This window comes from Bartonella sp. AP11XZML, assembly GCF_042196445.1.
Lineage (GTDB): Bacteria > Pseudomonadota > Alphaproteobacteria > Rhizobiales > Rhizobiaceae > Bartonella.
Map to the genome: position 1 here is coordinate 16824 of NZ_JBHIQF010000044.1, position 22081 is coordinate 38904.

The following is a 22081-nucleotide window of genomic DNA, read 5'->3' on the forward strand; positions in this document are numbered from 1 at the left end:
ACGATTACCATACTACTTTATACAATTTTAATCCACTTTTATGAATTTCGCTCTTTACAATTGAATATCCGTAGATTCAGCAAATATTTTTGCTTTTTATTCAGACAAACTATCGTAAGCAAAAGCGCTTATTCATAAGCTTTATTTTTATGAAACGATAATCTAATGCTGCTTTTCAAACAAGCATCATAATTATATTCCCCTACCCTCATATTGCATCTATTCTTGCACTTAAATAACCCATTAAGAGGATTATGTACTCTTTCTTAAATACTCCCTATTAAACTCTTCTCATGACATGCAAATAAATGATCTTTATCAAGATGAGAGAGCTCTATTCAATAGCGCTCATGATAAATGATTATCAATAAAATTAAAACTTTAGCAAATAAAACTTTTTCTTTTATGAAAAGAACGATCATTTAAAAACTTATTTTTAAGATTCTTAAGTATAGATTTCATTCACTTAAAAAATTAAAGAGTTATCATTTCTTCTTGGAACGTGTCGCAAAAGGATTATCAGAGGCGCGTAATGATATGCGAACGGGTATACCAGACATATCAAATGTTTCACGTAACCCATTGACAAGATAACGCAAATACGACTGAGGCATACTTTTGGGGCGCGAGCAGGAAATCATAAATCCAGGAGGACGTGTCTTAACCTGTGTGATGTATTTAACCTTAAGTCGACGTCCAGAAACCGCAGGAGGTGGATGATGTGCCACAACAGTTCCAAGCCATTGGTTCAATTTAGCCGTCGAAATGCGACGATTCCATACACGGTGCATCATCATGACATTTTCCATCAGTTTATCAATCCCTTGACCATATTGTCCTGATAAAGGAACAGCTCTCAAACCACGAACTTGAGGAAGAAATCGCGCACATTTTTCATGCAAATCAATCAATGTGGTCTGACTGTTTTCAATAAGGTCCCACTTATTGAAAGCAATAACTGGAACACGCCCTTCACGAATCACAAGATCAGCAATTTGTAAATCCTGCTTTTCAAAAGGTATCGTTGCATCAAAAACAATGACCACCACTTCTGCAAAACGAATAGCACGCAAAGTATCTGCAACAGATAGTTTTTCTAATTTTTCTTGAATTCTTGACTTTCGACGTAAACCTGCAGTATCAAAAAGTTTAATATGACGACCACGCCATTCCCAATCTACAGAAATAGAATCACGCGTGAGTCCTGCTTCTGGTCCTGTTAACAATCGCTCTTGTTTCAACATACTATTGATAAGAGTGGATTTTCCTGTATTGGGACGCCCCGCAATTGCAATCCTAATGGGCTTACTTTCATCGTAAATAAGCTCCTCTTCTTCCAAATCCTTTACATCATCACCAACAGATGCAGGTTGTATCATTCTATCTTCTTCTTTGTTGTTGCCAAAAACATGCTCTGACCCAACAGCATCTATAATTGCATCACGCAGATCACTAAGTCCCAAACCATGTTCAGCCGATATTGGGCATGGCTCTCCCAAACCTAATGACCACGCCTCATACTCTCCTCCTGTTGCCGCTCTTGACTCAGACTTATTGGCAACAAGCACAATTGGCTTTCCTGATTTGCGAACCAATGAAGAAAAATTTAAATCACTTGGTGTTATTCCGCTCTTTGCATCAAATACAAATAAAATAAGATCCGCTTCATCAATTGCAACTTTTGTATGAGAACGCATACGCCCCTCAAGTGTATGATCACCTGCTTCTTCCAGCCCAGCCGTATCAATCACATCAAAACGTAGATCTTGAAGTTTTGCCGCATGAATACGCCGATCACGTGTTACACCAGGCTTATCATCAACCAAAGCCAATTTTTGCCCAACCAAACGATTAAATAGTGTTGACTTCCCAACATTGGGACGACCAACGATAGCAATGGTAAGGCTCATCGATTTATTCCTTATTTGCCTTGCCCTCAGCTTGTATAAGCTCAAGCATCATTCGAGCCCGATCTGTTATTTTTAAACCCAAAGAACCTTCTTCAGAAATTTTCTTAAAATAATAAACCGCCTCATCCATTTTATCCGCCTTATAAGCAGCTAAGCCTAAAGCTTCTCTTGCAGACATACGCATAGGATCGGTATCACTTGCCATATCTTTGATGCGCTTTTCAACATCAGCTAATGTCCCTGTATCAACCAGAATATAAGCCGCCCGAATTTTTGCAACTTTCTGCAAAATCTGCGGTGCTTTCTCATCCGCTGCAACAGAATCAAAGATCTCCACTGACTTAATAATATCACCTTTCTCCATGAGTAAAGAAGCCTCACGTAAACGAGCAAGAAAAGGATACCCCCCAAAATGAGAGGTTTTAACAGTTTCTAATTGCTTTATCGCTTTATCAAAATCACGTGTATCCGCAAGATCAAGACTCTTTACAAATGCATCACCAATATAACCAGCTTTCTTTATTTGTGTATGATGATAAACTTGATAAGCAACTATCATGAATATAAAAAGAACAGCCGCTCCAATAATTGAAAAACCATACCGTCTCCAAAAAGCAAGCGCCTTTTCCTGACGAAATTCTGCATTCACTTCAGCAATAAAACTATCATACGACATATATCATACCTTGAAAAAAGTTACTTCACCTGTGCTTTTACGCATAAATGGATAAAGATGGTAGCCCTAATTAACTAAAAATCTTTAAATTGCTCGTTTATTTATTTTAAATCAATATGTAGCCAATTCAATCAGATTTTTGCAACAGTCTTAATCGAAAATGATGTAAGCACCCTGTTTGTTCACATTACAGCTTTTACATATTATGAAAAATTCACTGCCTTAATATTTATCATGATTGCCTATCATCTCAAGCGAACTTTCTCTCCATTATATAGAGGAATAATCTTTTAAAGTCTTCAACCGCAATCGTTGGTTGTATTGGATTATACAATTATAATAGAAAAACCAATTCTTGAAAAAACTTGAATAAACAGTAAATTTCCATGAATATCTACTAAAACCAAATAGATAAATTTTTATCTGTATCAAAAATACCGAAGCGCCATGATTACAGTGTGGTATAATTCCAAATCTTCAGTTAAAGCTCTATATATAAAGTATATCCCTTCAACTTATCTTCATACGATTAACAACCTTTTATAATTGATTCTTAAAGTTTCTAAAAATATCCTATTGTAAGGGCCAAACCCACATAAGCATTGGAACAGCAATAATAACGATCAACACCGCCAATGGAGCACCTAAACGTGGATAATCACTAAAACGATATCCTCCTGGCGCCATCACGAGCATATTACTTTGATGTCCAATAGGTGTAAGAAACTCACAGCCCGCACCAATTGCAACAGCCATCAAAAAAGCTTCAGGCTTATAATGAAGGGAATGAGCAAAACTTGACGCAATTGGTGCTACCATCATCACTGTTGCTGCATTATTCAAAAATGGCGTGACCAACATAGCTGTCACCAACATAAGCGCTAAAGCACCAGATGGCGGGAAAAATATTGCCAATTGGCTCAGCCATTGACCAATGAGATCCGTACATCCTGTTTTCTCTAACGCTTCACTCACTGGAATAAGAGCCGCTAATAGCACTAATATTGGGCCATCTAATGCCTGATACAGATCACGCGCGGGCAAAACACGAAAGATCACCATTGCAGCAGCAGCAGAAAAGAAAGAAAAAGCAACTGGAACAATATGAAAAGCTGTAAAAATAATTGCTATAAATAAAACAGCTAAAGAGATGAAACCATGTCGTAAATTTCCAAACACAATATTTCGTTTTGCTAGGGGCAAGCATTTCAATTCTCTTAATAAATTTGGAATGACTGCATCCTGTCCTTGCAAAACAATCACATCTCCAAGATGGAAAATAATATCATCAAGTCTTCCCCGCACCCTTTCATGTTGACGACTTAACGCAAGCAAATTTACATTATAGTGATCAAATAGGGAAAACTCTTTCGCACTAATACCAATAAGAGGTGAATTATGGGTAATGACTGCTTCAATAATATCAATGTCACTGTCCTTATCACCTGCAGCAATAGTTCGCCCCTTAGAAAACTCTAAACGAGCAGAGTTCATCACGCTATCTAACCCTGTATGTGATCCTTCCAGTAAAATAATATCATTTTCAGACAAAACAAAATCTGGTAATGGTGAAATAGATACTTTGTTTCTGATGATTTGAATCACCATAACATCACCACTTGATGGCTTAACCAAATCAACAATATTTTTTCCCACAATCGGTGAATTTATTGGAATATGCACTTCTGCAACATAATTACGAATATCAATGGCATCATCAAATGATACACCTGAACGCACACGCACAGGCAAAAGCCAATAAAAAAGAACCAAATATACAACACCAGCCGTCGCAACAACCGCACCAACTGGTGTAAAATCAAACATAGTAAAAGGTGTTCCTGCTAAACGTTCTTGCATCGCTGAAATAACAACATTGGGAGATGTTCCTATCTGTGTCATAAGCCCCCCCAACAAAGAACCAAAGGCCATGGGCATCAAAAAGACAGAAGGAGAAACCTGAGAACGACGTGCAAACTGAAAAGCTATCGGAAGCATAATCGCCAAAGCACCAATATTTTTAACAAACATTGATAATACGACAACAGAAAGAACCAAAAACGCTAATTGAAGACGCACCGATTTCACGTCTGGCCATATCCGTTGAATAATAAATTCCATTATACCAGAGCGAGATACAGCCGTACTGACAACAAACACACTCCCCACGATAATAACGATATCATTACTAAAACCGCTAAAAGCTTCCTTCGGACTGACAAGACCAAGGGCACAAGCTGTTAATAAAGTACAAATAGCAACAAGATCATAACGAAATCGATCCCAAATAAAAACAACCATCATGAGACCAATGATCGAAAAAGCCATTATTTGATTTTCTGTCATAACACTTACCTCTCCCCATTAAATTATAATGAACAAGAACATATTTTTTATGTTTTAAATATTCCTATAAACAGCAGCAAGATAAAAGCAGACATCGGAATATTTTAGGATAATTTTAAAGTGATAAAAAATTATGATGCGCATAAACTTGCCTCTCCTTATTATGCGTGCTTTTCTATAAAGTGCTGAACCCAAAGAAAATTGATAAAAGTTGATAAAGCTATATTGCAAAAAAGATGAGAATAACTCTAATATAGAGAGTAGATAATTGTTGAAACTGGTACAAGCTATATTTAAACCTTTGTCGTTGCTTAAAAGAATTTATCTTCACTCTCAATTCAAAGAGTGATAAAAATGAAAGAAGAAAGAATGGTCAATCTTAATAGTGGGTATCAAAGTAACCTCAGATATTGGCTCACTTGCATTATTGGATTTGTTGCTATCTTGGCAATTATAATTGTTGGTGGATTTTATATTGCAAAACCCTATCTTGACAGTTTTGTAAGAAAAGAAATAACCCGTCATTCCATAAAAGCCGAAACATCTGAAGTAAGCATTCTAGGTAAAATCAATTTGAAGAATGTGACAATACCTGTTCCAGCTGGTACATCACTTAAAATTGGTGCCATTTCTGCCCGTCCTCCTCTTTCCTTTATTCCCGGAACTTTTACATTTTATAATGTTGATTTAAAGCATAATAATATTCATGTGCAAATTCCCCAAATTTCTCTTCGGAATGTATCCTTAAAAGAAAAAGATAGAACGATAACATCACGTCTTTTACAATCAATGATGCGTATTGAGCTTTCCTCAATTATTGCTCCCAATATACAACTTTCTATAGAGAATAAAAATAACCGAACAGAAACGGTTGAAATCAAGAATTTCCAGCTTTCTGATTTTAGAAATAACCATATCCATTCAGTTAGTATCAAAAATATGGATCTTAAAACGGTCGTAGCAAATGGTGCCAAACAGATGCAACTTATGGCTAAAAGTGATACAATAAAAGCCCATGATATCGACATCAACTATGCCTACTCTATCATTTTTGGAAAAAACAATGCTCTCAATCAAGGTAAAACCGTTACTGGCCCCATTTCTTTGAATAATATAAGTGTCGATATTTTTGAAGAAGCAGAAAAAAACAGCTCTTTCTTCCTTGGGCAGTTTAAAACATCTGGTTTAAAGATGAAACCGCTTGAGCAAACTCCTGAAAAATTAATCAAAGCTTATCTTAATGCGAGAAAAGAGAATAATAAAATCGCTGAAAAAGTAGCACAAAATGGTCTTCTTCTAAACATACTGCTCGCCATTACCTCAGCGGATGCCAAAGTTGATAATATCACCGTTGATATACCGCAGTTGAAAGCAACGCTCGAATCATTCCAATTCAAACCAAGTTTGTGGAAACAACCTATCCCTAAAAAGCTTTTTCTTTCTCTCAATAACCTTTCCGTTTTACCTAAAAAAATGAATGAAAAAGACTTAGAGTTCTTCAAAAATCTGAACTTTGAGCGCTTTAATGTTTCAGGAAAAATTGATATTTCTTACGATGAAAAAAAACGTATGCTCTTTCTTGATACAATGTCTTTCAATATGAAAAACGTTGGATCTGGGAACATATCGGCTAAGGTTATTGATGTTGATGAAAAGCTTTTTTCTGGTCAGAAAAATATAATGATTGCTGCGTCTCAAGACCTTGGCATCAATGAAATTGATATACAATATACGGATGCAGGTTTCATTGATAAGCTTTTTTCTTATCTTGCGCAAAATCTTAATGACAGCCAACATGATCTAAAAAAGGAACTTTATGACGATTTCTATCTAATGATGACGCAGACTCCAAAAATTCTGCTAAAAAATCATGACGAAGCAGAAAAAATTTCAAAATCCTTAGGAGAATTTGCTAAAAATCCACAAACATTGATCGTTAAAATTAAAGCAAAAGATAATAAAGGTCTCGCAATAGTTGATCTCGAATCTGCTCTACAAAATGATCTATCTAAGGCTTTAAGCAAAGTACATCTCACTATTAAAAATGAAGCGTCGCGTTAAACATTTTGTGCTTTAAACATGATGATCTTGTCTATAAATTAAGAACTTTATTCCTCTTTTTTCTTTTGTATGATACAGAAGGTATCATACAAAGTCATTTATACAGAGAGTATAGAATCTAAAATTGACGATGCTTGGAGTTGTTCATGTCTGATTTATCTTCAAATCGCCTGCCTAATCGCGCTTCTCGTGTCACTAATCAAGCGCTTTCTGCTATCGAGCGTTTTCTCCATATTGAAGCTCTTAGTGGTGTTGTTCTTTTATTAGCTGCTGCTTCTGCACTTATTTTTGCCAATTCTAAATATGCTGCTTTCTATGAATCTTTTTGGCATACACCTCTTGGCTTTAATTTGGGTCATTTCACTCTTTCATGGGATTTACATTTCTGGGTTAATGATGCCCTTATGACTATTTTCTTTCTCGTCGCAGGAATGGAAATTCGACGCGAAATTCATGAAGGGGCTCTTGCCGATTTTAAACAAGCAATCTTACCAATTGTTGCTGCAATAGGGGGCGTTTGTGTTCCTGCAATTATTTACTTTATCTTCAATTTTAACGAGGGACATATCCGCGGTTGGGCTGTGCCAACAGCAACAGATATTGCCTTTGCTCTAGGTATTCTTGCTCTTCTAGGGAAAAAAATTCCTTCTAATCTTCATATTATTCTTCTATCATTAGCAATTATTGACGATATTATCGCTGTTCTTATTATTGCTTTTTTCTACTCAACAAACATTGATCCTAGCGGTTTAATGATTGCAGGAGCGGGTATTGCTTTGGTACTATTTTTTCAGTGGATCGGGCTTGCATCAGCATGGCTTTACATTTTACCTGGTGCAATCATTTGGTGGGGTTTAATGGTAACAGGCGTTCACCCATCGCTTGCTGGCGTAATCTTAGGGATGATGACTCCCGTTCTTCCTACCCGTACTCTTGTAGCGCCACTCACCATGCTCAGTAACGCTATGCAAATTCTTCAAGAAAAAAATACAAAAACAGATCTGCATCATATTTCAACAGCATTGAAAAAGATGCGCAAAGGACAACGGGCCATGATCGCCCCAGTAACACGTGTTCAAAAAGCATTGCATCCATGGGTTGCATACGGTATCATGCCAGTTTTTGCCTTCGCAAATGCAGGAGTAAGTTTTGCAAACTTTGATCTTTCTTCTGACAAATCATTCTTGATTGTTCTGGGTGTTGTCATTGGTCTTTTCATCGGTAAGCCTCTTGGTATTATCACTGCCAGTTATATAGCTGTAAAATCAGGGCTATGCCGCCTCCCCCCTCATATGACCTGGACAGGCGTTTTACTCATTGGTTTTTTAGCAGGAATTGGCTTTACAATGTCTATTTTTGTTTCAATGCTCGCTTTTAAAGATATTATTCTGCTTGATGCGGCAAAAATTGGGGTCCTTTGTGGCTCAGGTTTATCTGCCCTTATCGGTCTGGGATATGGATTTATTTATATTAAGCGCAATAAAGGAATTTCTCATAGTTCCTAACAAACTAACTGAAAATACATTTTTATGCAGAACTTTTAAAAAGCGATTTCGCTCATTTGTTGGGTTCGGACGATATTTAATGTAAAAGCTGTTGTCTCGCCTCATCTTTACACTTATGAAGGAGAAAACTAACATCATCATACTATTTACGAGCCTCTAATGTTACAACACCTTTGACTCTTAAGAAGACTTATAAGAGATATTTTTATTCCTTTCTTCAATATTCTTTTACTCATGCACCGGCTCCACTCATGGTGTGCACAAAAATGATTTTAATTGTTTCAATATAAAAGGCTTCGTGGTTTCAGAAAAGCTGCCTTTCGTCGGGACTATTATTCACTATAAAGAAAAAATTAATTATTATAAATCAATATCTTATGTTTAATCATACGAAACAGATAAGAATAAGCAAAGTTCAATAATCAGTTAAGTAATTCCATGACTTATTTTTTCCTAATAAATCACCTTCCTCGTTACTGATTTTATTGCGGTATTCTAAATAACTTTAATTTTTATCTTCTTAAAAGCACATTATTTTTGGATAAAAAAATATTTGACTTATCATTATAAATCTTGAATGGAGTCTAAATATCGTATGATTTCCTCATTTCAAATCTGTACATGATGAATCAATCAAGACTATTCTCTTACACGTCACAAGCCGAGGAGAAGTATGGATTATTTGAAGAAAGAAATAAGAATGCTTCATCATATCCATATAAGCGCTGTTCAACAGGAAAACTAAAAATTAAATGATGACGACCAGCTGACACCTTTGATCTAAGTAAAGGAGATGGTGGTCCCCCATAAACTTTACGTTACGCCATCCACAGGCGCCATAATGTGGGGGCTTGGGGAGAGAGATATTTCTTCAAAACAAGCGCGTAAATTGGCACTATAATAGCGTTTTGTTTTACGTGAAAGGCATATACGATTTAAATAACGCAATAAACAAAAACGTGAACCAATGTGTAATATCCATTATTTAAAAGATATTGCTGTCAATGCCTTTGAAAGTTGTAAAGCAGAATTAAAAGGAAGTTGTAAAATGGAAGTTGGTTTTCACTTTTATGGCTTCATATTCTCACCCAATTAGGTTTTATCTCCATTTCAGAAATTACCCCACCAGGTATACGCAACATCCTTATTCCTATCTGGCATACAAAAACAGGAGTTGCTCGTAGGCCCCTTATCCGTCTCAATATACCATCAAATATGCATCTGCACTGACATTAGATATTGATACAGGTGACAAAAAACAAAAGATTTATTTGGAATAACAACGTCATAACATCACTACTAGATTGACAATGGAGTGGAAAAATATTCCCGTTTTTTATCATCGACACATCGCTTGTCTCACTCCATGAAAGAATTAAACTTGAAGCATGCTTCCATAGGGAGCGCTCTAGTTTACGTAATTAACTCGCGGGAAAAAAGAAACCCCTAGTCATTTAGACTATTCTAAAACATATGATTGGTGGGAAAATAGAGCATATATATCGTTGTTCTCCCCTTTTCCCGCTCTTATTTGATATTTATTTTCTTTTTGTTTAAAGAGGTCGCTCTATATTTCTTGATACCATAAAATACTCTTCATAGATAATTTAAAAAGCAATATTTCCGAGACTTTCGAATTTATACAACGCTACATAAAATACAAGAAGAGTAAAATAATATGGCTATATTTCTCACAAGAAGAGCTTTACTTACAAAGACCACCATTTGCAAAATATGTAAACATGATAAAAAACTAGCATGATATACTGCAAAAACGAAATAATGTATTTCATGCATGATTGGCAGTATCACACAGAAAATACTTATAATAGAGTAGTTAAGGGAAGAAAGTTAACCTAAAGAACATATGGAGGTATCGAAAACTTTGAAAATCTTAATCATAATTCAAAAAAGAGAAATAAACATGAAAAAAATTTAAGTAATAAAATCATAAAAGCAACACACTATAACATTATCATTAATTTTGATCTATATTTACATGATTTTATGAAAAGTACTTCTGAAGAAGCTATAAACGCATAAGATATAGTAATTTTATAACTTATAGTGCAACATAAATATTATCTATAGAGATATATTTTTTTATTGCCTCGTAATACGGAAAAAATTAAATTTTCAAGATATACATAAAGTCATAAACAATCATTTGATGACAAACTAAACATCTCTAGAAAATACATCATCAATTCTATTTTGGTAATTCCGTCACTAATCTAATGAGCTCTAATTTCTCTAAGATTTATAATATTAAATCTGTATTGACGGGGCTGTCCCTCATGTAACATGCATCTTTTGAATAAACGCAGTGCATTGTTCCTTAGTTCTATTAAGGCTTTTATCGTAAAGACTTCTCCATCCCTCTCTATAGGCTCTAAAACGTCTATAGACGGCATATTTTTTATCCCTTCTTAAACCGTTTTTTACCCAAACATCTTTCTCTTGTAATGTATAAGTGACCATTTTAAATTCATCATGAACAAGTTTAAAATGAGAGAGTCCTGCTGTATTAAATATTCCATTTAAGTTAAAAATATAAATATCCTTAACAAAAATTATTAATATATATTAAAGCTTTACGTTATTGAAACTCTGTTGAAACTAAAAAATACTTATCCCTTATCAAGTGCATAAACAGCATGTAATGTTCTAACCGCAAGTTCAGTGTAAGCACTATCAATCAAAATAGAAATTTTAATTTCTGAGGTCGTAATTGCTTGAATGTTAATACCCTTTTCAGCCAAAGCCTTAAATGCTGTAGCGGCAACACCTGCATGGCTACGCATTCCAATACCAATCACAGATACCTTGGCGAGATCGCTTTCAAACTGGAGAACATCAAATCCAATTTCTTTGCGATTCTTTTCAAGAAGTGTAACGGCTTTTTCTACATCTGATGATGGTACAGTAAAAGTCATATCAGTTTTTGAGCCATCTTCAGAAATATTTTGCACAATCATATCAACATTAATGCTTTCTTCAGCCAAGGGACCAAAAATTGCTGCCGAAATCCCTGGACGATCGGCAAGCCGACGAAGGGAAATTTGTGCTTCATCCTTAGCAAAAGCAATACCAGTAACATTTTGTTGTTCCACAATTTCATCCTCATCGCAAATAAGTGTTCCAGAAGAACTCATTGGATCCTCCATGCCTAACGCATCAGGATCCTCAAAACTTGAACGCACAAAGGTACGAACCTTATGAACCATTGCCAATTCAACAGAACGAACCTGTAAAACCTTTGCACCAAGAGAAGCCATTTCTAGCATTTCTTCAAAAGCTACTTTTGGTAAACGACGCGCTTTCGGCTCTATACGTGGATCCGTTGTATAAACACCATCCACATCCGTATAAATATCACAGCGATCAGCTTGTACAGCCGCTGCTATAGCAACAGCACTTGTATCTGATCCCCCACGCCCTAAGGTAGAAATCCGGTTATCCGGAGATAACCCCTGAAAACCAGCAATAACGGCAACCTGACCTTCCTGAAAACACTCGATTAAAAAAGATCCATCAATATTAGTAATACGTGCACGGCCATGCGCATTGTCTGTATGAATAGGAATTTGCCAACCAAGCCATGAACGTGCATTCACCCCCATTTCTCGAAGTGTCAAAGCCAACAAACCTGACGTAACCTGTTCACCAGAAGCAACCACAACATCATATTCACGAGCATCTCTATGCATAGAGGAAGCATCACTTGTCCACTGAACAAGTTCATTTGTTTTACCAGCCATCGCAGATACAACAACGGCTACCTCATTGCCTGCATCAACCTCTCTTTTGACATGCCGTGCAACATTATGAATACATTCAATGTTTGCTACAGATGTTCCACCAAATTTCATGACAATGCGCGCCATTAATAACACTCTTACCTTTACATCTCTTATCTCAAACAGTAATGAGAATTAGATGCTGTATCAACTAACCATTTTCTCGACATAGCGAATATCTATCATTTGTGCAAGTTTCATTATGATTATATTAATTTCTCTTGACTTTGTATAAAATCTACTTGACCTGATCATTAAAAATAAAAGGAAAGCAAAATGATCGATGAAACACAAACGACTATTGATCAAAGTGAAATTGATCATTTTTCACGTATTGCTACAGAATGGTGGAATCCACAAGGAAAATTTCGACCTCTTCACCAATTTAACCCAACACGCCTTGCTTACATCAGAGAAAAAATCTGTTTAGAGTTTAATCGTGACCCTTCTTCACTTACGCCCTTTCACAATTTGAAAATTCTTGATATTGGCTGTGGAGGAGGCTTGTTATCTGAACCAATGGCACGTCTTGGTGCTATGGTTGTAGGCGTTGATGCTGCACAAACAAATATTGAAGTCGCAAAAACCCATGCTGCTCAAAATGACCTTTCCATTGATTACCGCACGACGACAGCAGAAGTACTTGCCAATGAAGGAGAAAAATTTGATATTATCCTTAATATGGAAGTTGTTGAACATGTCGCTGACGTTAATCTCTTCATAGCAGCTACAGCAAAAATGTTGAAACCACAAGGGTTGATGTTTGTCTCAACACTCAACCGCACATGGAAAGCATGGGGGCTTGCTATTGTAGGCGCTGAATATATTCTACGTTGGCTTCCTAAAGGAACCCACGATTATAAAAAATTCCTAAAACCTCTAGAACTTAAAAATTTCTTATCAAAAAACGCTCTGACTGTCATTGATGAGATAGGTATTACTTATAACCCTTTAAACGACAGCTGGAATCGCTCAAAAGACATGGGTGTTAACTATCTCCTTCTCGCAAAAAGGTCGTAAGGATATGTAATTTACAAATATTATATGCCTTGTAATAAAGAATTCAGCTTTCCCTCAGCCTCTAAAGCATAAAGATCATCACAACCGCCAACGTGATAATCACCTATGAAAATTTGTGGAAATGTATTACGTCCATTTGCACGCTGTACCATTTCTTGGCGAAGGGATGTGGAAGCATCAATATCTGTATACTTTACGCCTTTTTTATTAAGAAAATCACGTGCTTTTGTACAATAAGGACAGTTAGGGCGTGTATAAATTATTATCTCTTTCATAGTATTATCCTCCAATGTTTTTTAATAATATTCATTTTAAATTCCTCTTAAGAAGAGGGAAAAATAGAATCTTCTTTGAGAACACGCGAAAATGTTAGCACATCAACCTGTCGTGCACCTGCATCTTTTAATGCAGCAGCAGCTGCTGTAACTGTTGCACCCGTTGTAAATACATCATCAATCAGCAAAACAGAACATCCTTTGAGATATTTTTTAACTTTATGCGAAACCTTAAAAGCATTTTTTACGTTAAGTTTTCTCTCTCTTGAAGAAAGACTAACCTGCGGACGGGTATGCCGACAACGAACAAGCCAACTCGGTTTTAAAAGCTTTTTTTGTGATGCTGCAATATAACGTGCAAGCTCAGCAGATTGATTATAACGCCTCTCCCAAAAACGACGAAAATGCAATGGAATGGGAATAATAACATCACAATCATCAATAACCTCGCGTCCAGCAAACATCATCCAATTGGCCATAAATGATGCCAATTCTATATGATCACCATATTTTAAGCGCGTTACTAAAGTTCGTGCAAGCCCTTTATGAACAATGACTGAGCGAACACGTGAAAAAGGATGGGAATTACGGAGTGCTTCACCACTAAGAAAACCATCCCCCATATCACAAACAAAAGGAGTCCCCATAACAGGACAATAAGGTTTCGTAATAAATTGAAGGTCTTTCCAACATTCGGAGCAAATCGTACCATAAGTAGAAACATTTTGCTTACATCCAGGACAAATTGGTGGATAAAGCATCGTTTTCAAGCGTTCAACGAACTTACTTAGTATATCCCCGCTATTTAACGCCGCTTCTCGAAAATACAACATTATAAATTTAGGCTTTTACAAGTTTCCCTCAGAACAAAAGTTCCTTTGTATTTCCTCAACTTATAATTTTAATTCCTTTAAAAACTCTTACCTTCTATAAATTTATTTCTTTCATATTATAAACTTGACAGAGCTTGCACAAATAATGAACCTTTTCAAAATATATTCTTTCATAGATCGAAAGTGTTCTACAATATGTCGCATCCTTTAATTTTTGATCATAACCGCATTGAACAATTCCGAAAACGTGCCTTTCAAAAAGCAAAAAAAGGATGTGACTTTTTACTCTCTCACATGGCAGAAGATCTCTATAAACGCCTTAGCACTGTTGATCGCCTCTTTACATTAGCTCTCGATTTACACAGCCATACAGACCTTGCTGCGCAAGCTTTAATGAAATCTGGAAAAGTTTGTTCTATAGAACGCATTGAAACCGATCCGCTTTATCAAAGCCATGATAAAAAATTTCATTTACGTCATCGAGAATTTCTTGATTTACCTCAAAGTTACTGTGACCTTATTGTTTCACTTCTTTCATTACAATTGACCAATGATACCCCTGGTGTTCTAAGCCAGATAAAAAATACTCTTAAACCAGATGGCTTATTTCTTGCTGTTATGGCAGGAGCTGGTACATTAAGAGAATTGCGAGAAAGCCTGCTGCAAGCTGAAAGTGAAATTTATGATGGAGCAAGCCCTAGGGTCTACCCTTTTGCCGACATTCGTGATGCAGGCGCTCTTTTACAGCGTGTTGGCTTTGCCCTGCCTGTAGCAGACGTTGAAGATATCACAATACGTTATAATACAATGTTTGACCTTATGCACGATCTTAAAGCTATGGGAATGCAAAATGCACTCATCAATCGTTCACGACACCCTGTATCCAAACGCTTTTTTCTCCGCGCAGCTGAAATCTATGCACAACGATTTAGTGATCCTGATGGACGTATTCGTGCACATTTTTCTTTCCTCTGGCTCTCTGGTTGGGCTCCTCATCCCAATCAACAAAAACCCCTCCAACCTGGTTCAGCGCAAATATCTCTTACAGATGTTTTACAGCCCAAAAAAATATGATCTAAAATTATTTTTTAAAAATACTTTTATCTGTTGTCCGTAATATTTGACTGGTGACCGTTCCAGCTATCATTGAATCGCTCACGTTTAGAGCAGTACGTCCCATATCAATTAGCGGTTCAATAGAGATAAGTACAGCAACCAAAGTAACAGGAAGCCCCATAATTGGTAACACAATCAATGCAGCGAAAATAGCACCTCCCCCCACACCAGCAACACCAATAGAACTCAACGTTACAACACCAATAAGCGTAGCAATCCAAGTAGGATCAAGAGGATTAATACCCATAGAGGGTGCAATCATGGTCGCAAGCATCGCTGGATAAAGACCAGCACAACCATTTTGTCCAATTGTTGCCCCAAAAGAAGCTGCAAAACTCGCAATGGATTGTGGTACACCTATCCACTGTGTTTGCGCTTCAATATTCAAAGGAATACTTGCAGCACTTGAACGACTGCTAAAAGCAAATGTTAAAACTGGTAAAACCTTTTTGAAAAAACGAAAGGGATTAACCCCAGAAATACCAAGCAATACACCATGAATTCCAAAAATTAAAATAATACCGACATAAGAAGCAATAATAAAAACCAGTAAATTTAAAATATCTGCAATACGCGATATTGCTCCTACTTTCGTCATAAGTGCAAAAATACCATAAGGCGTCAAAGCAATCACAATACGGACTAACCGCATAATCCACGCTTGTGCCACTTGAATAAATAAAAGCGCGTTTTCCCCTTTTTCTGGCTCATCTTTCTTTAAAAGAAGAACCGCTGCACCTAAAAATGACGCAAAAATCACAACACTGATAATTGACGTACGTTTAGCTCCACTCAATTCAGCAAATGGATTTTTAGGAATCATAGAAAAAATCATCTTTGGTATATTCATATCTCCAAGTTGAGAAATATGACCTTCAAGAATAGCAGAGACATTTTGCCCTTCATGCACCAAACCATTTGCTGTTAATCCAAAGAAATTAACCACAAGCACGCCAACCAATGCTGAAAGAGCCGTTGTAAAAAGCAATATTGAAATTGTTATTATACTCATCTTTCCAACAGCATAAACAGAATGTAAATGAGCAACCGCTGAAACGATAGAGACAAAAACCAGTGGCATAACAATCATTTGCAACAATAAAATATAGCCTTCACCGACAATGTTAAACCATTCAACGGATTTCAATAAAGTGCCTTCACCCTCTCCATAAACAAACTGTAAAATACTTCCAAAAATCAAGCCAAGGATAAGCCCTAGCATAACACGTAGTGAAAGACTCCATTGCATTTTCTTACTTTGAGAAACCAATAATAAAAAAATAACAAATAGAAATAAATTGACGAAAAAATTAAATGTCATTGTCTATGCTCACTATTATTATGGTTGACATAAATAATCTGCATAATTCAAAATCAATGCATGATATTTAAAATTAACCTATAAAGCTTACAAGGCTTTTACAAAATCATTATTTTTTTAATTTATAGATTAAAAGAGAATTTTTTATCTACTAATAACTGTTTAAAGAAAATAAATAAAATTATTTTTTTATTCTTTAAATTTTCACTCTCATAAAATAGTTAAAAAAGAGAAATATAAGCAACATTCATTGCATCTTAATACTGAATAATTACAGCATATCTTATTCTATAAATCTCCTTACCACTCTCTTTTTCTATTTGAACTGAAACAAGCTTTCCAAGCAAGGATGAATTAACAATCGAACATTCATGATTTTTCTAGAAAATACACCAACAAGCTACTTCTGCTCATTTTATGGACTGCACTCTCAATAGCTTTGATCAGCACTTCAAATATAATTATTTTATTGAAAATACTTTTTATACATTCTTTCTTTACTCTCAATGAAAGCTTTTTTATTTTTCAAAACTCTTTTTATAGTCATAAAAAAGGCTTTGAAAGCCACAATGCCTATTGAAAGACAAGGAATTGATTTATAATGATAATTTACTGTTTTGCATATTAAATGAGAGTTCCGAATAACGTAAGATTCTCTCATTTCAAACCTGTTTATCTTGAATCAATAAAAATCATTTGCTTGCACGTCACAAGCGAGGCTGGCGTATGGGTAAAAATGTATAAGAAAGGAGTAGAAATACCTCTTATGAAACATCTTAATGCAAGAGCTGTCGCAACATTGGAGGGCGGAGCTTGAGCAGCAAATATAAATAATATGATTGCTTTTTATAATAGCGCAGTAAAACGTTTTAACGATACCTATTCATATGCTGATCGAACAACACGTGCACATGCTGTAAATAATTTTGTCACTTTAGATATAAAAAAGATAAGTTGGAGTTATAATGTTACGCAAGAACTAATAAGAGGAAAGGTTTTTGAATTTGAAGAGGCATGCCTCACTCAGAGTTCATATCATCCTTTTACGCAACAGTGGTTTTATTATAATCGGAATCTCAACGATGGAATTTACCAAATGCCTCGTATAGTCCTGATAGGACAAAAAGTTGAAAATAGGATGATACAAATTACAGGCATAGGAGCACGAAGCGTTTTTTCTGTATTGATAGCTAAGAATTTGCCTAATCTAGATGCAATAGATACAGGTCAATGCTTTCCACGGTATCTTTATAAAAACGTTGAATCTCTGTAACTGTTCATGATGAAAAACAATCCCATTTGTTTACGAATTCTACAGAAGAAAACACAACAGCTGATTTACAGAGGCGTGATGCCATTACGGATGAAGGACGAGCACATTTTAAAGCTGCTTATCCTAGTGAGAGCATAGCAAAGACGATTACAAATTTCTAGATAATGAAAACAATGGAAAAGACTGAGAATATATGATTAAAATGAGAGGCTTTAAGCCTACAAATATTATAAATTTTATGAATAGTACAGTTTAAAGCATTAAAAGCAGTCTTACAGTAGATTTATAATGTATGGGGATAATTAATTGCCTATAATAAGTTGCGCTCATACTGATAAAGATTATTCTGCTATAGAAATGTTGTGCTTTTTTGAATTTTTGTGCGTATTCAAACACTCATTCGTTGCAAATTCAATCTCTTTATCTCGTGCCTCTTTATCAAGAATAATAGTATTTTAATATAATACCCCTTTGCATACAAATAGTTATTTCTTATCTATGAATAGCTTATAATTTCATATAACTCTATGAAGATAATATTTTTTATTTATCAATATTTAATGATGTAATTAACACATTCATTATATATATAATAATCTTTATTTCTATCTATTTACATAATATATTTCTTTTTTTTATAAAAATAAAATTGAGTTATACATACATAGATCTATCGGTATTTTTTCTACTGTCTTTTTAGCGCACTGAAAGATTGATATCGTAATTTTTGTATAATAAAATACTCTTTCATATAAGCATCGTATATTGAATTATAATAATTGACTATTAACCGCAAATTATATTTTTTATCCCTTTTAAAAGTAAAAAATATTATTTTCAGACCTATTCATAAGTAGGCTTAGCCAAGTGAATAAAAAATGTTTGATAATAAGCTTTATCTCTTATGAACTATCTTTTGTACAAAGGGACAACATTATGATTACGGAAATATCGTGATATTATTGGGTATAAAAATCACACTCCCCAAGAAATTTTTGGATTGTATCCTTTCCGTTATGAGAAATGTTAAAAGCAAGATAGGATATGCTCTCTAGAGCAAATGAGTGAATGAACCACCACGGTGATATGTATTTTAAAAAAAGTAGGAAGTATCTTTGCTTCAAATTTAATAGGCACATTCTAAAAATAAAGGTTCTACAGACTCATTCCAAATAGAATAGTAATGGGACAAAAATTTTTCAGCATCTGTTTGTCCCATTGCAACGACCTCTTCTAAAGGATTAAGAAAATTTGTTTCATCAAAACCATTCGTATCATACTGTTTGCGATTTTTTAAGCCTTTACGAGCAATAGCAAGAGCTTGACGTGCTAACTCTAAAAGAATAGTTTGACGAAAAGGAGTTCTTAACCCTTCTTTAGGAACACGTTGGCGCAACTCTAAAACTTCTTCAAAACACCAATCTTTTGTCAAAGCCTCTGCCTCATTAAGTGCTTCCCTATCATAAAGAAGCCCAACCCAAAAAGCCGACAACGCACAAATGCGCTTCCAAGAACCACAATCAGCTCCCCTCATTTCTAAAAATCTTTTTAAGCGGACTTCAGGAAATAACGTTGATAAGTGATTAATCCAATCTCCCATGTTTGGAATTGAATTTGCAACTTGTCCTTTTAATGCTCCATTCATAAACTGACGAAACGTTATGTGTGTACAATCATAGTAACGACCATCACGCACAACAAAATACATTGGAACATCAAGGGCCCATTCAACATAATCAGCAAAACCAAAACGCTCAGAAAATACAAAGGGCAGAACGCCTGTCCTCTGATTATCCGTATTACGCCAAATTTCAGAACGCCATGACAAAAAGCCATTTGGGCGCCCTTCTGTAAAAGGTGAACTTGCAAATAATGCCGTTGCAATGGACTGTAGCTTCATGGATACTTGCATTTTTCGCCGCATATCACTTTCAGATGAAAAATCAAGATTAACCTGAACTGTTGATGTGCGATACATCATATTAAGACCATTATACCCCACTTTAGGCATATAATCAGTCATAATCTGATAACGTGATTTAGGCATTCGCGGCGTTTCAGCTAAAGTCCACTTTGGACTAGCTCCAAGACCTAGAAAACCTATACCTAATGGTTCTGCAATTTTTTTGAGAAGAGTTAAATGCTCCATCAACTCGTAATATGTATGGCTTACTGATTTTAATGGTGCACCAGATAATTCAAATTGTCCCCCAGGTTCCAAAGAAATGGCTCCCTGATCAACTGATCCTACGAGCCCAATAATATTCTCTTCATCTAAAATAGGTTTCCATCCTAAAGCGCTTTGCATCCTCTCTAAAAGCGCTCGAATTCCCCTCTCTCCTTCATAAGGAACAGGGTGAAAACCATCTCTATAAAACGGAAATTTTTCATGTTCTGTACCAATGCGCCAATCATCTTCTGCTTTATACCCCCCTTGGAAATAGCTAACCAAAGAATCTAAGTCATAAATTTCACTTTCATCAGTTATATCAAGCACCATAACTTACCGTATCCTATAATTGGTATCATCATCTTAAATAAATTGTTTAGAATGATTTTACAGACTTCTCAATCCATTGCCCAATCCCCCACGGTAGCATTAAGAAGAGCCAAAGCAGCAACAGCGGCAGTGTCAGCGCGTAAAATACGCGGACCTAGTGATATTGGAACCACAAAAGGATGTTTTTTTAAAAAGCTCCGCTCTTCTTCACTAAAGCCACCTTCCGGTCCAATAAGAATACCAGGTGTTGTAACGTCACGCTTTTTAAAAGAAGGTAATGGATTATGCGATTTATGCTCTTCATCACAAAAGAATAAAGGCTGTGTCTCATCCCACTGTGCTAAAAGTTCTGCTAATGATAGAGCCGATACGCATTCAGGAAGAGATAAAATTCCACACTGTTCAGAAGCTTCAATAACATTGGCTTCCATACGCGCCATATTGATACGCGTAACCTGCGTATGATGCGTTATAACAGGCTGCAACATCGATACCCCCATTTCAACAGCTTTCTGCACCATATAATCCAACCGCGCATTTTTGAGTGGAGCAAAGCAATAAATAAGATTGGAATGCGTCGTTTGTAATCTTTCTTGATGGATAAGCTGAACCACAACAAATTTTTTCTTAACAGTGATAAGTTTAGCAAGCCACTCACCATCCTGTCCATTAAAAAGTAAAATTTCTGCTCCTTCTTTCATACGCAAAACATGCATAAGATAAGAAGCTTGTGCCCCCTCTATCTTTATTTCTTCATTCAAAGCCAATGTCTGTCGGATAAATAATCTTTTAAGTTTATAATTTATGCGCATAAAAATTTTGCCAATGCTCACTATCGTCATCGAGAAAATGAAGAAAAATATATAGCAAAAAGAAAAAATTATATCTATAGAACTATAATATATTAAAGAATTATAGAGTTTTTTTAGCTTTATGAGATAATAATAGGAACTTATAGATCCTTAAGTGATTCTGCTTTCATAAAAGTTTAAATAATGCACCATTCATCTTTGCATTCAGTCATTGATGCATCCGTGGAGGAAAAATATGTCTGCTAAAAAAGCTACAATTATTACGATTACAACCCTCTTAGCCTTTATTTTGATTACAGTGGGAATTGGTTCTGTTGGAGCCGACGGGAAGCATACAATTACCAAAGATGGCTATGGTATTTCTTCTGCGATTCAATAAGCACTGACCGCCATCCCTTAAAAATTTAGTGCAACAAAATATTGCTAGCAGCCTTCTAAGATTTGCATCAATATTATGAATCTCTTGTATTTGAAAGATTTTATAAGAAGCGTTGTTCTTCCTCTCTTCACTCGTTTATCGACATACCAACCACGCTTATAACGTAGAGGGCGATTGTAGCTTGCCAGCGGGTTTTGTATATTTTGCCACTAGGTTTTGTACCAATTTATTTTTTTTCAAAGAGTTTTTAAGGG

General features: G+C 35.6%; 14 protein-coding genes and 1 pseudogene. 6 read left to right on the forward strand and 9 right to left on the reverse strand.

Annotated elements, in window-relative coordinates; genetic code table 11:
• Window positions 1–485: 485 nt before the first annotated feature.
• The 3 genes from der to ACFIMG_RS05000 all read right to left on the reverse strand — a co-directional run bounded on the left by der (window position 486) and on the right by ACFIMG_RS05000 (window position 4932).
• Window positions 486–1910 carry a ribosome biogenesis GTPase Der gene (gene der / locus ACFIMG_RS04990; RefSeq protein ID WP_375629773.1) on the reverse strand — a complete coding sequence of 475 codons (1425 nt, stop codon included), beginning with the start codon at window positions 1908–1910 and terminating at the stop codon, window positions 486–488.
• Window positions 1911–1914: 4 nt separating this feature from the next.
• Window positions 1915–2586 (reverse strand): tetratricopeptide repeat protein, encoded by a 672-nt coding sequence (locus ACFIMG_RS04995; protein ID WP_375612087.1) that lies wholly within the window; start codon window positions 2584–2586, stop codon window positions 1915–1917.
• Window positions 2587–3159: 573 nt separating this feature from the next.
• Complete coding sequence (locus ACFIMG_RS05000; protein WP_375678280.1) at window positions 3160–4932, reverse strand: SLC13 family permease; 1773 nt, start codon at window positions 4930–4932, stop codon at window positions 3160–3162.
• A 354-nt stretch (window positions 4933–5286) separates the two neighbouring features.
• Here ACFIMG_RS05000 and ACFIMG_RS05005 point away from each other — a divergent pair, with 354 nt between their 5' ends.
• The gene (locus ACFIMG_RS05005; RefSeq protein WP_375678281.1) at window positions 5287–6993 is read left to right on the forward strand and encodes a hypothetical protein; all 1707 of its coding nucleotides are present in this window, start codon (window positions 5287–5289) and stop codon (window positions 6991–6993) included.
• A 146-nt stretch (window positions 6994–7139) separates the two neighbouring features.
• Entirely contained in the window at window positions 7140–8498 is a 1359-nt protein-coding gene (gene nhaA / locus ACFIMG_RS05010) for a Na+/H+ antiporter NhaA (RefSeq protein WP_375618444.1), read from the forward strand.
• A gap of 2630 nt (window positions 8499–11128) precedes the next feature.
• On the opposite strand, the gene ACFIMG_RS05015 is transcribed toward nhaA, so the two are convergent.
• Window positions 11129–12385, reverse strand: a complete 1257-nt coding sequence (locus ACFIMG_RS05015) for an aspartate kinase (protein WP_375650702.1) — start codon at window positions 12383–12385, stop codon at window positions 11129–11131.
• A 189-nt stretch (window positions 12386–12574) separates the two neighbouring features.
• Here ACFIMG_RS05015 and ubiG point away from each other — a divergent pair, with 189 nt between their 5' ends.
• Window positions 12575–13318, forward strand: coding sequence for a bifunctional 2-polyprenyl-6-hydroxyphenol methylase/3-demethylubiquinol 3-O-methyltransferase UbiG (ubiG, locus tag ACFIMG_RS05020; protein ID WP_273790390.1), 744 nt, complete (start codon window positions 12575–12577; stop codon window positions 13316–13318).
• A 20-nt stretch (window positions 13319–13338) separates the two neighbouring features.
• Here ubiG and grxC read toward each other — a convergent pair whose 3' ends face one another.
• Window positions 13339–13593, reverse strand: a complete 255-nt coding sequence (gene grxC / locus ACFIMG_RS05025; RefSeq protein ID WP_375675394.1) for a glutaredoxin 3 — start codon at window positions 13591–13593, stop codon at window positions 13339–13341.
• A 47-nt stretch (window positions 13594–13640) separates the two neighbouring features.
• A complete protein-coding gene (locus ACFIMG_RS05030; protein WP_375613539.1) occupies window positions 13641–14426 on the reverse strand; it encodes a ComF family protein in 786 nt (261 codons plus the stop codon).
• A 195-nt stretch (window positions 14427–14621) separates the two neighbouring features.
• Between ACFIMG_RS05030 and ACFIMG_RS05035 the strand changes: the two genes are divergently transcribed.
• A complete protein-coding gene (locus ACFIMG_RS05035; RefSeq protein WP_375678282.1) occupies window positions 14622–15500 on the forward strand; it encodes a methyltransferase in 879 nt (292 codons plus the stop codon).
• A gap of 7 nt (window positions 15501–15507) precedes the next feature.
• Here ACFIMG_RS05035 and ACFIMG_RS05040 read toward each other — a convergent pair whose 3' ends face one another.
• Window positions 15508–16863 (reverse strand): L-cystine transporter, encoded by a 1356-nt coding sequence (locus tag ACFIMG_RS05040; RefSeq protein ID WP_375678283.1) that lies wholly within the window; start codon window positions 16861–16863, stop codon window positions 15508–15510.
• 817 nt (window positions 16864–17680) lie between these two features.
• Between ACFIMG_RS05040 and ACFIMG_RS05045 the strand changes: the two are divergent.
• A pseudogene (locus ACFIMG_RS05045) lies at window positions 17681–18279 on the forward strand (type ISP restriction/modification enzyme); the annotation flags it as partial.
• A 983-nt stretch (window positions 18280–19262) separates the two neighbouring features.
• Here ACFIMG_RS05045 and ACFIMG_RS05050 read toward each other — a convergent pair.
• Both ACFIMG_RS05050 and ACFIMG_RS05055 read right to left on the reverse strand, forming a co-directional pair.
• On the reverse strand, window positions 19263–20636 hold the full coding sequence (locus ACFIMG_RS05050; RefSeq protein WP_375678284.1) for a glutamate--cysteine ligase: 1374 nt from the start codon (window positions 20634–20636) through the stop codon (window positions 19263–19265).
• 68 nt (window positions 20637–20704) lie between these two features.
• Window positions 20705–21448: a 16S rRNA (uracil(1498)-N(3))-methyltransferase gene (locus tag ACFIMG_RS05055; RefSeq protein ID WP_375678285.1), complete on the reverse strand. Its 744-nt coding sequence runs from the start codon at window positions 21446–21448 to the stop codon at window positions 20705–20707.
• Between the two features lie 235 nt (window positions 21449–21683).
• On the opposite strand from ACFIMG_RS05055, the gene ACFIMG_RS05060 reads away from it, so the two are divergent.
• Window positions 21684–21827: a hypothetical protein gene (locus ACFIMG_RS05060; protein WP_273790383.1), complete on the forward strand. Its 144-nt coding sequence runs from the start codon at window positions 21684–21686 to the stop codon at window positions 21825–21827.
• Window positions 21828–22081 lie beyond the last annotated feature (254 nt).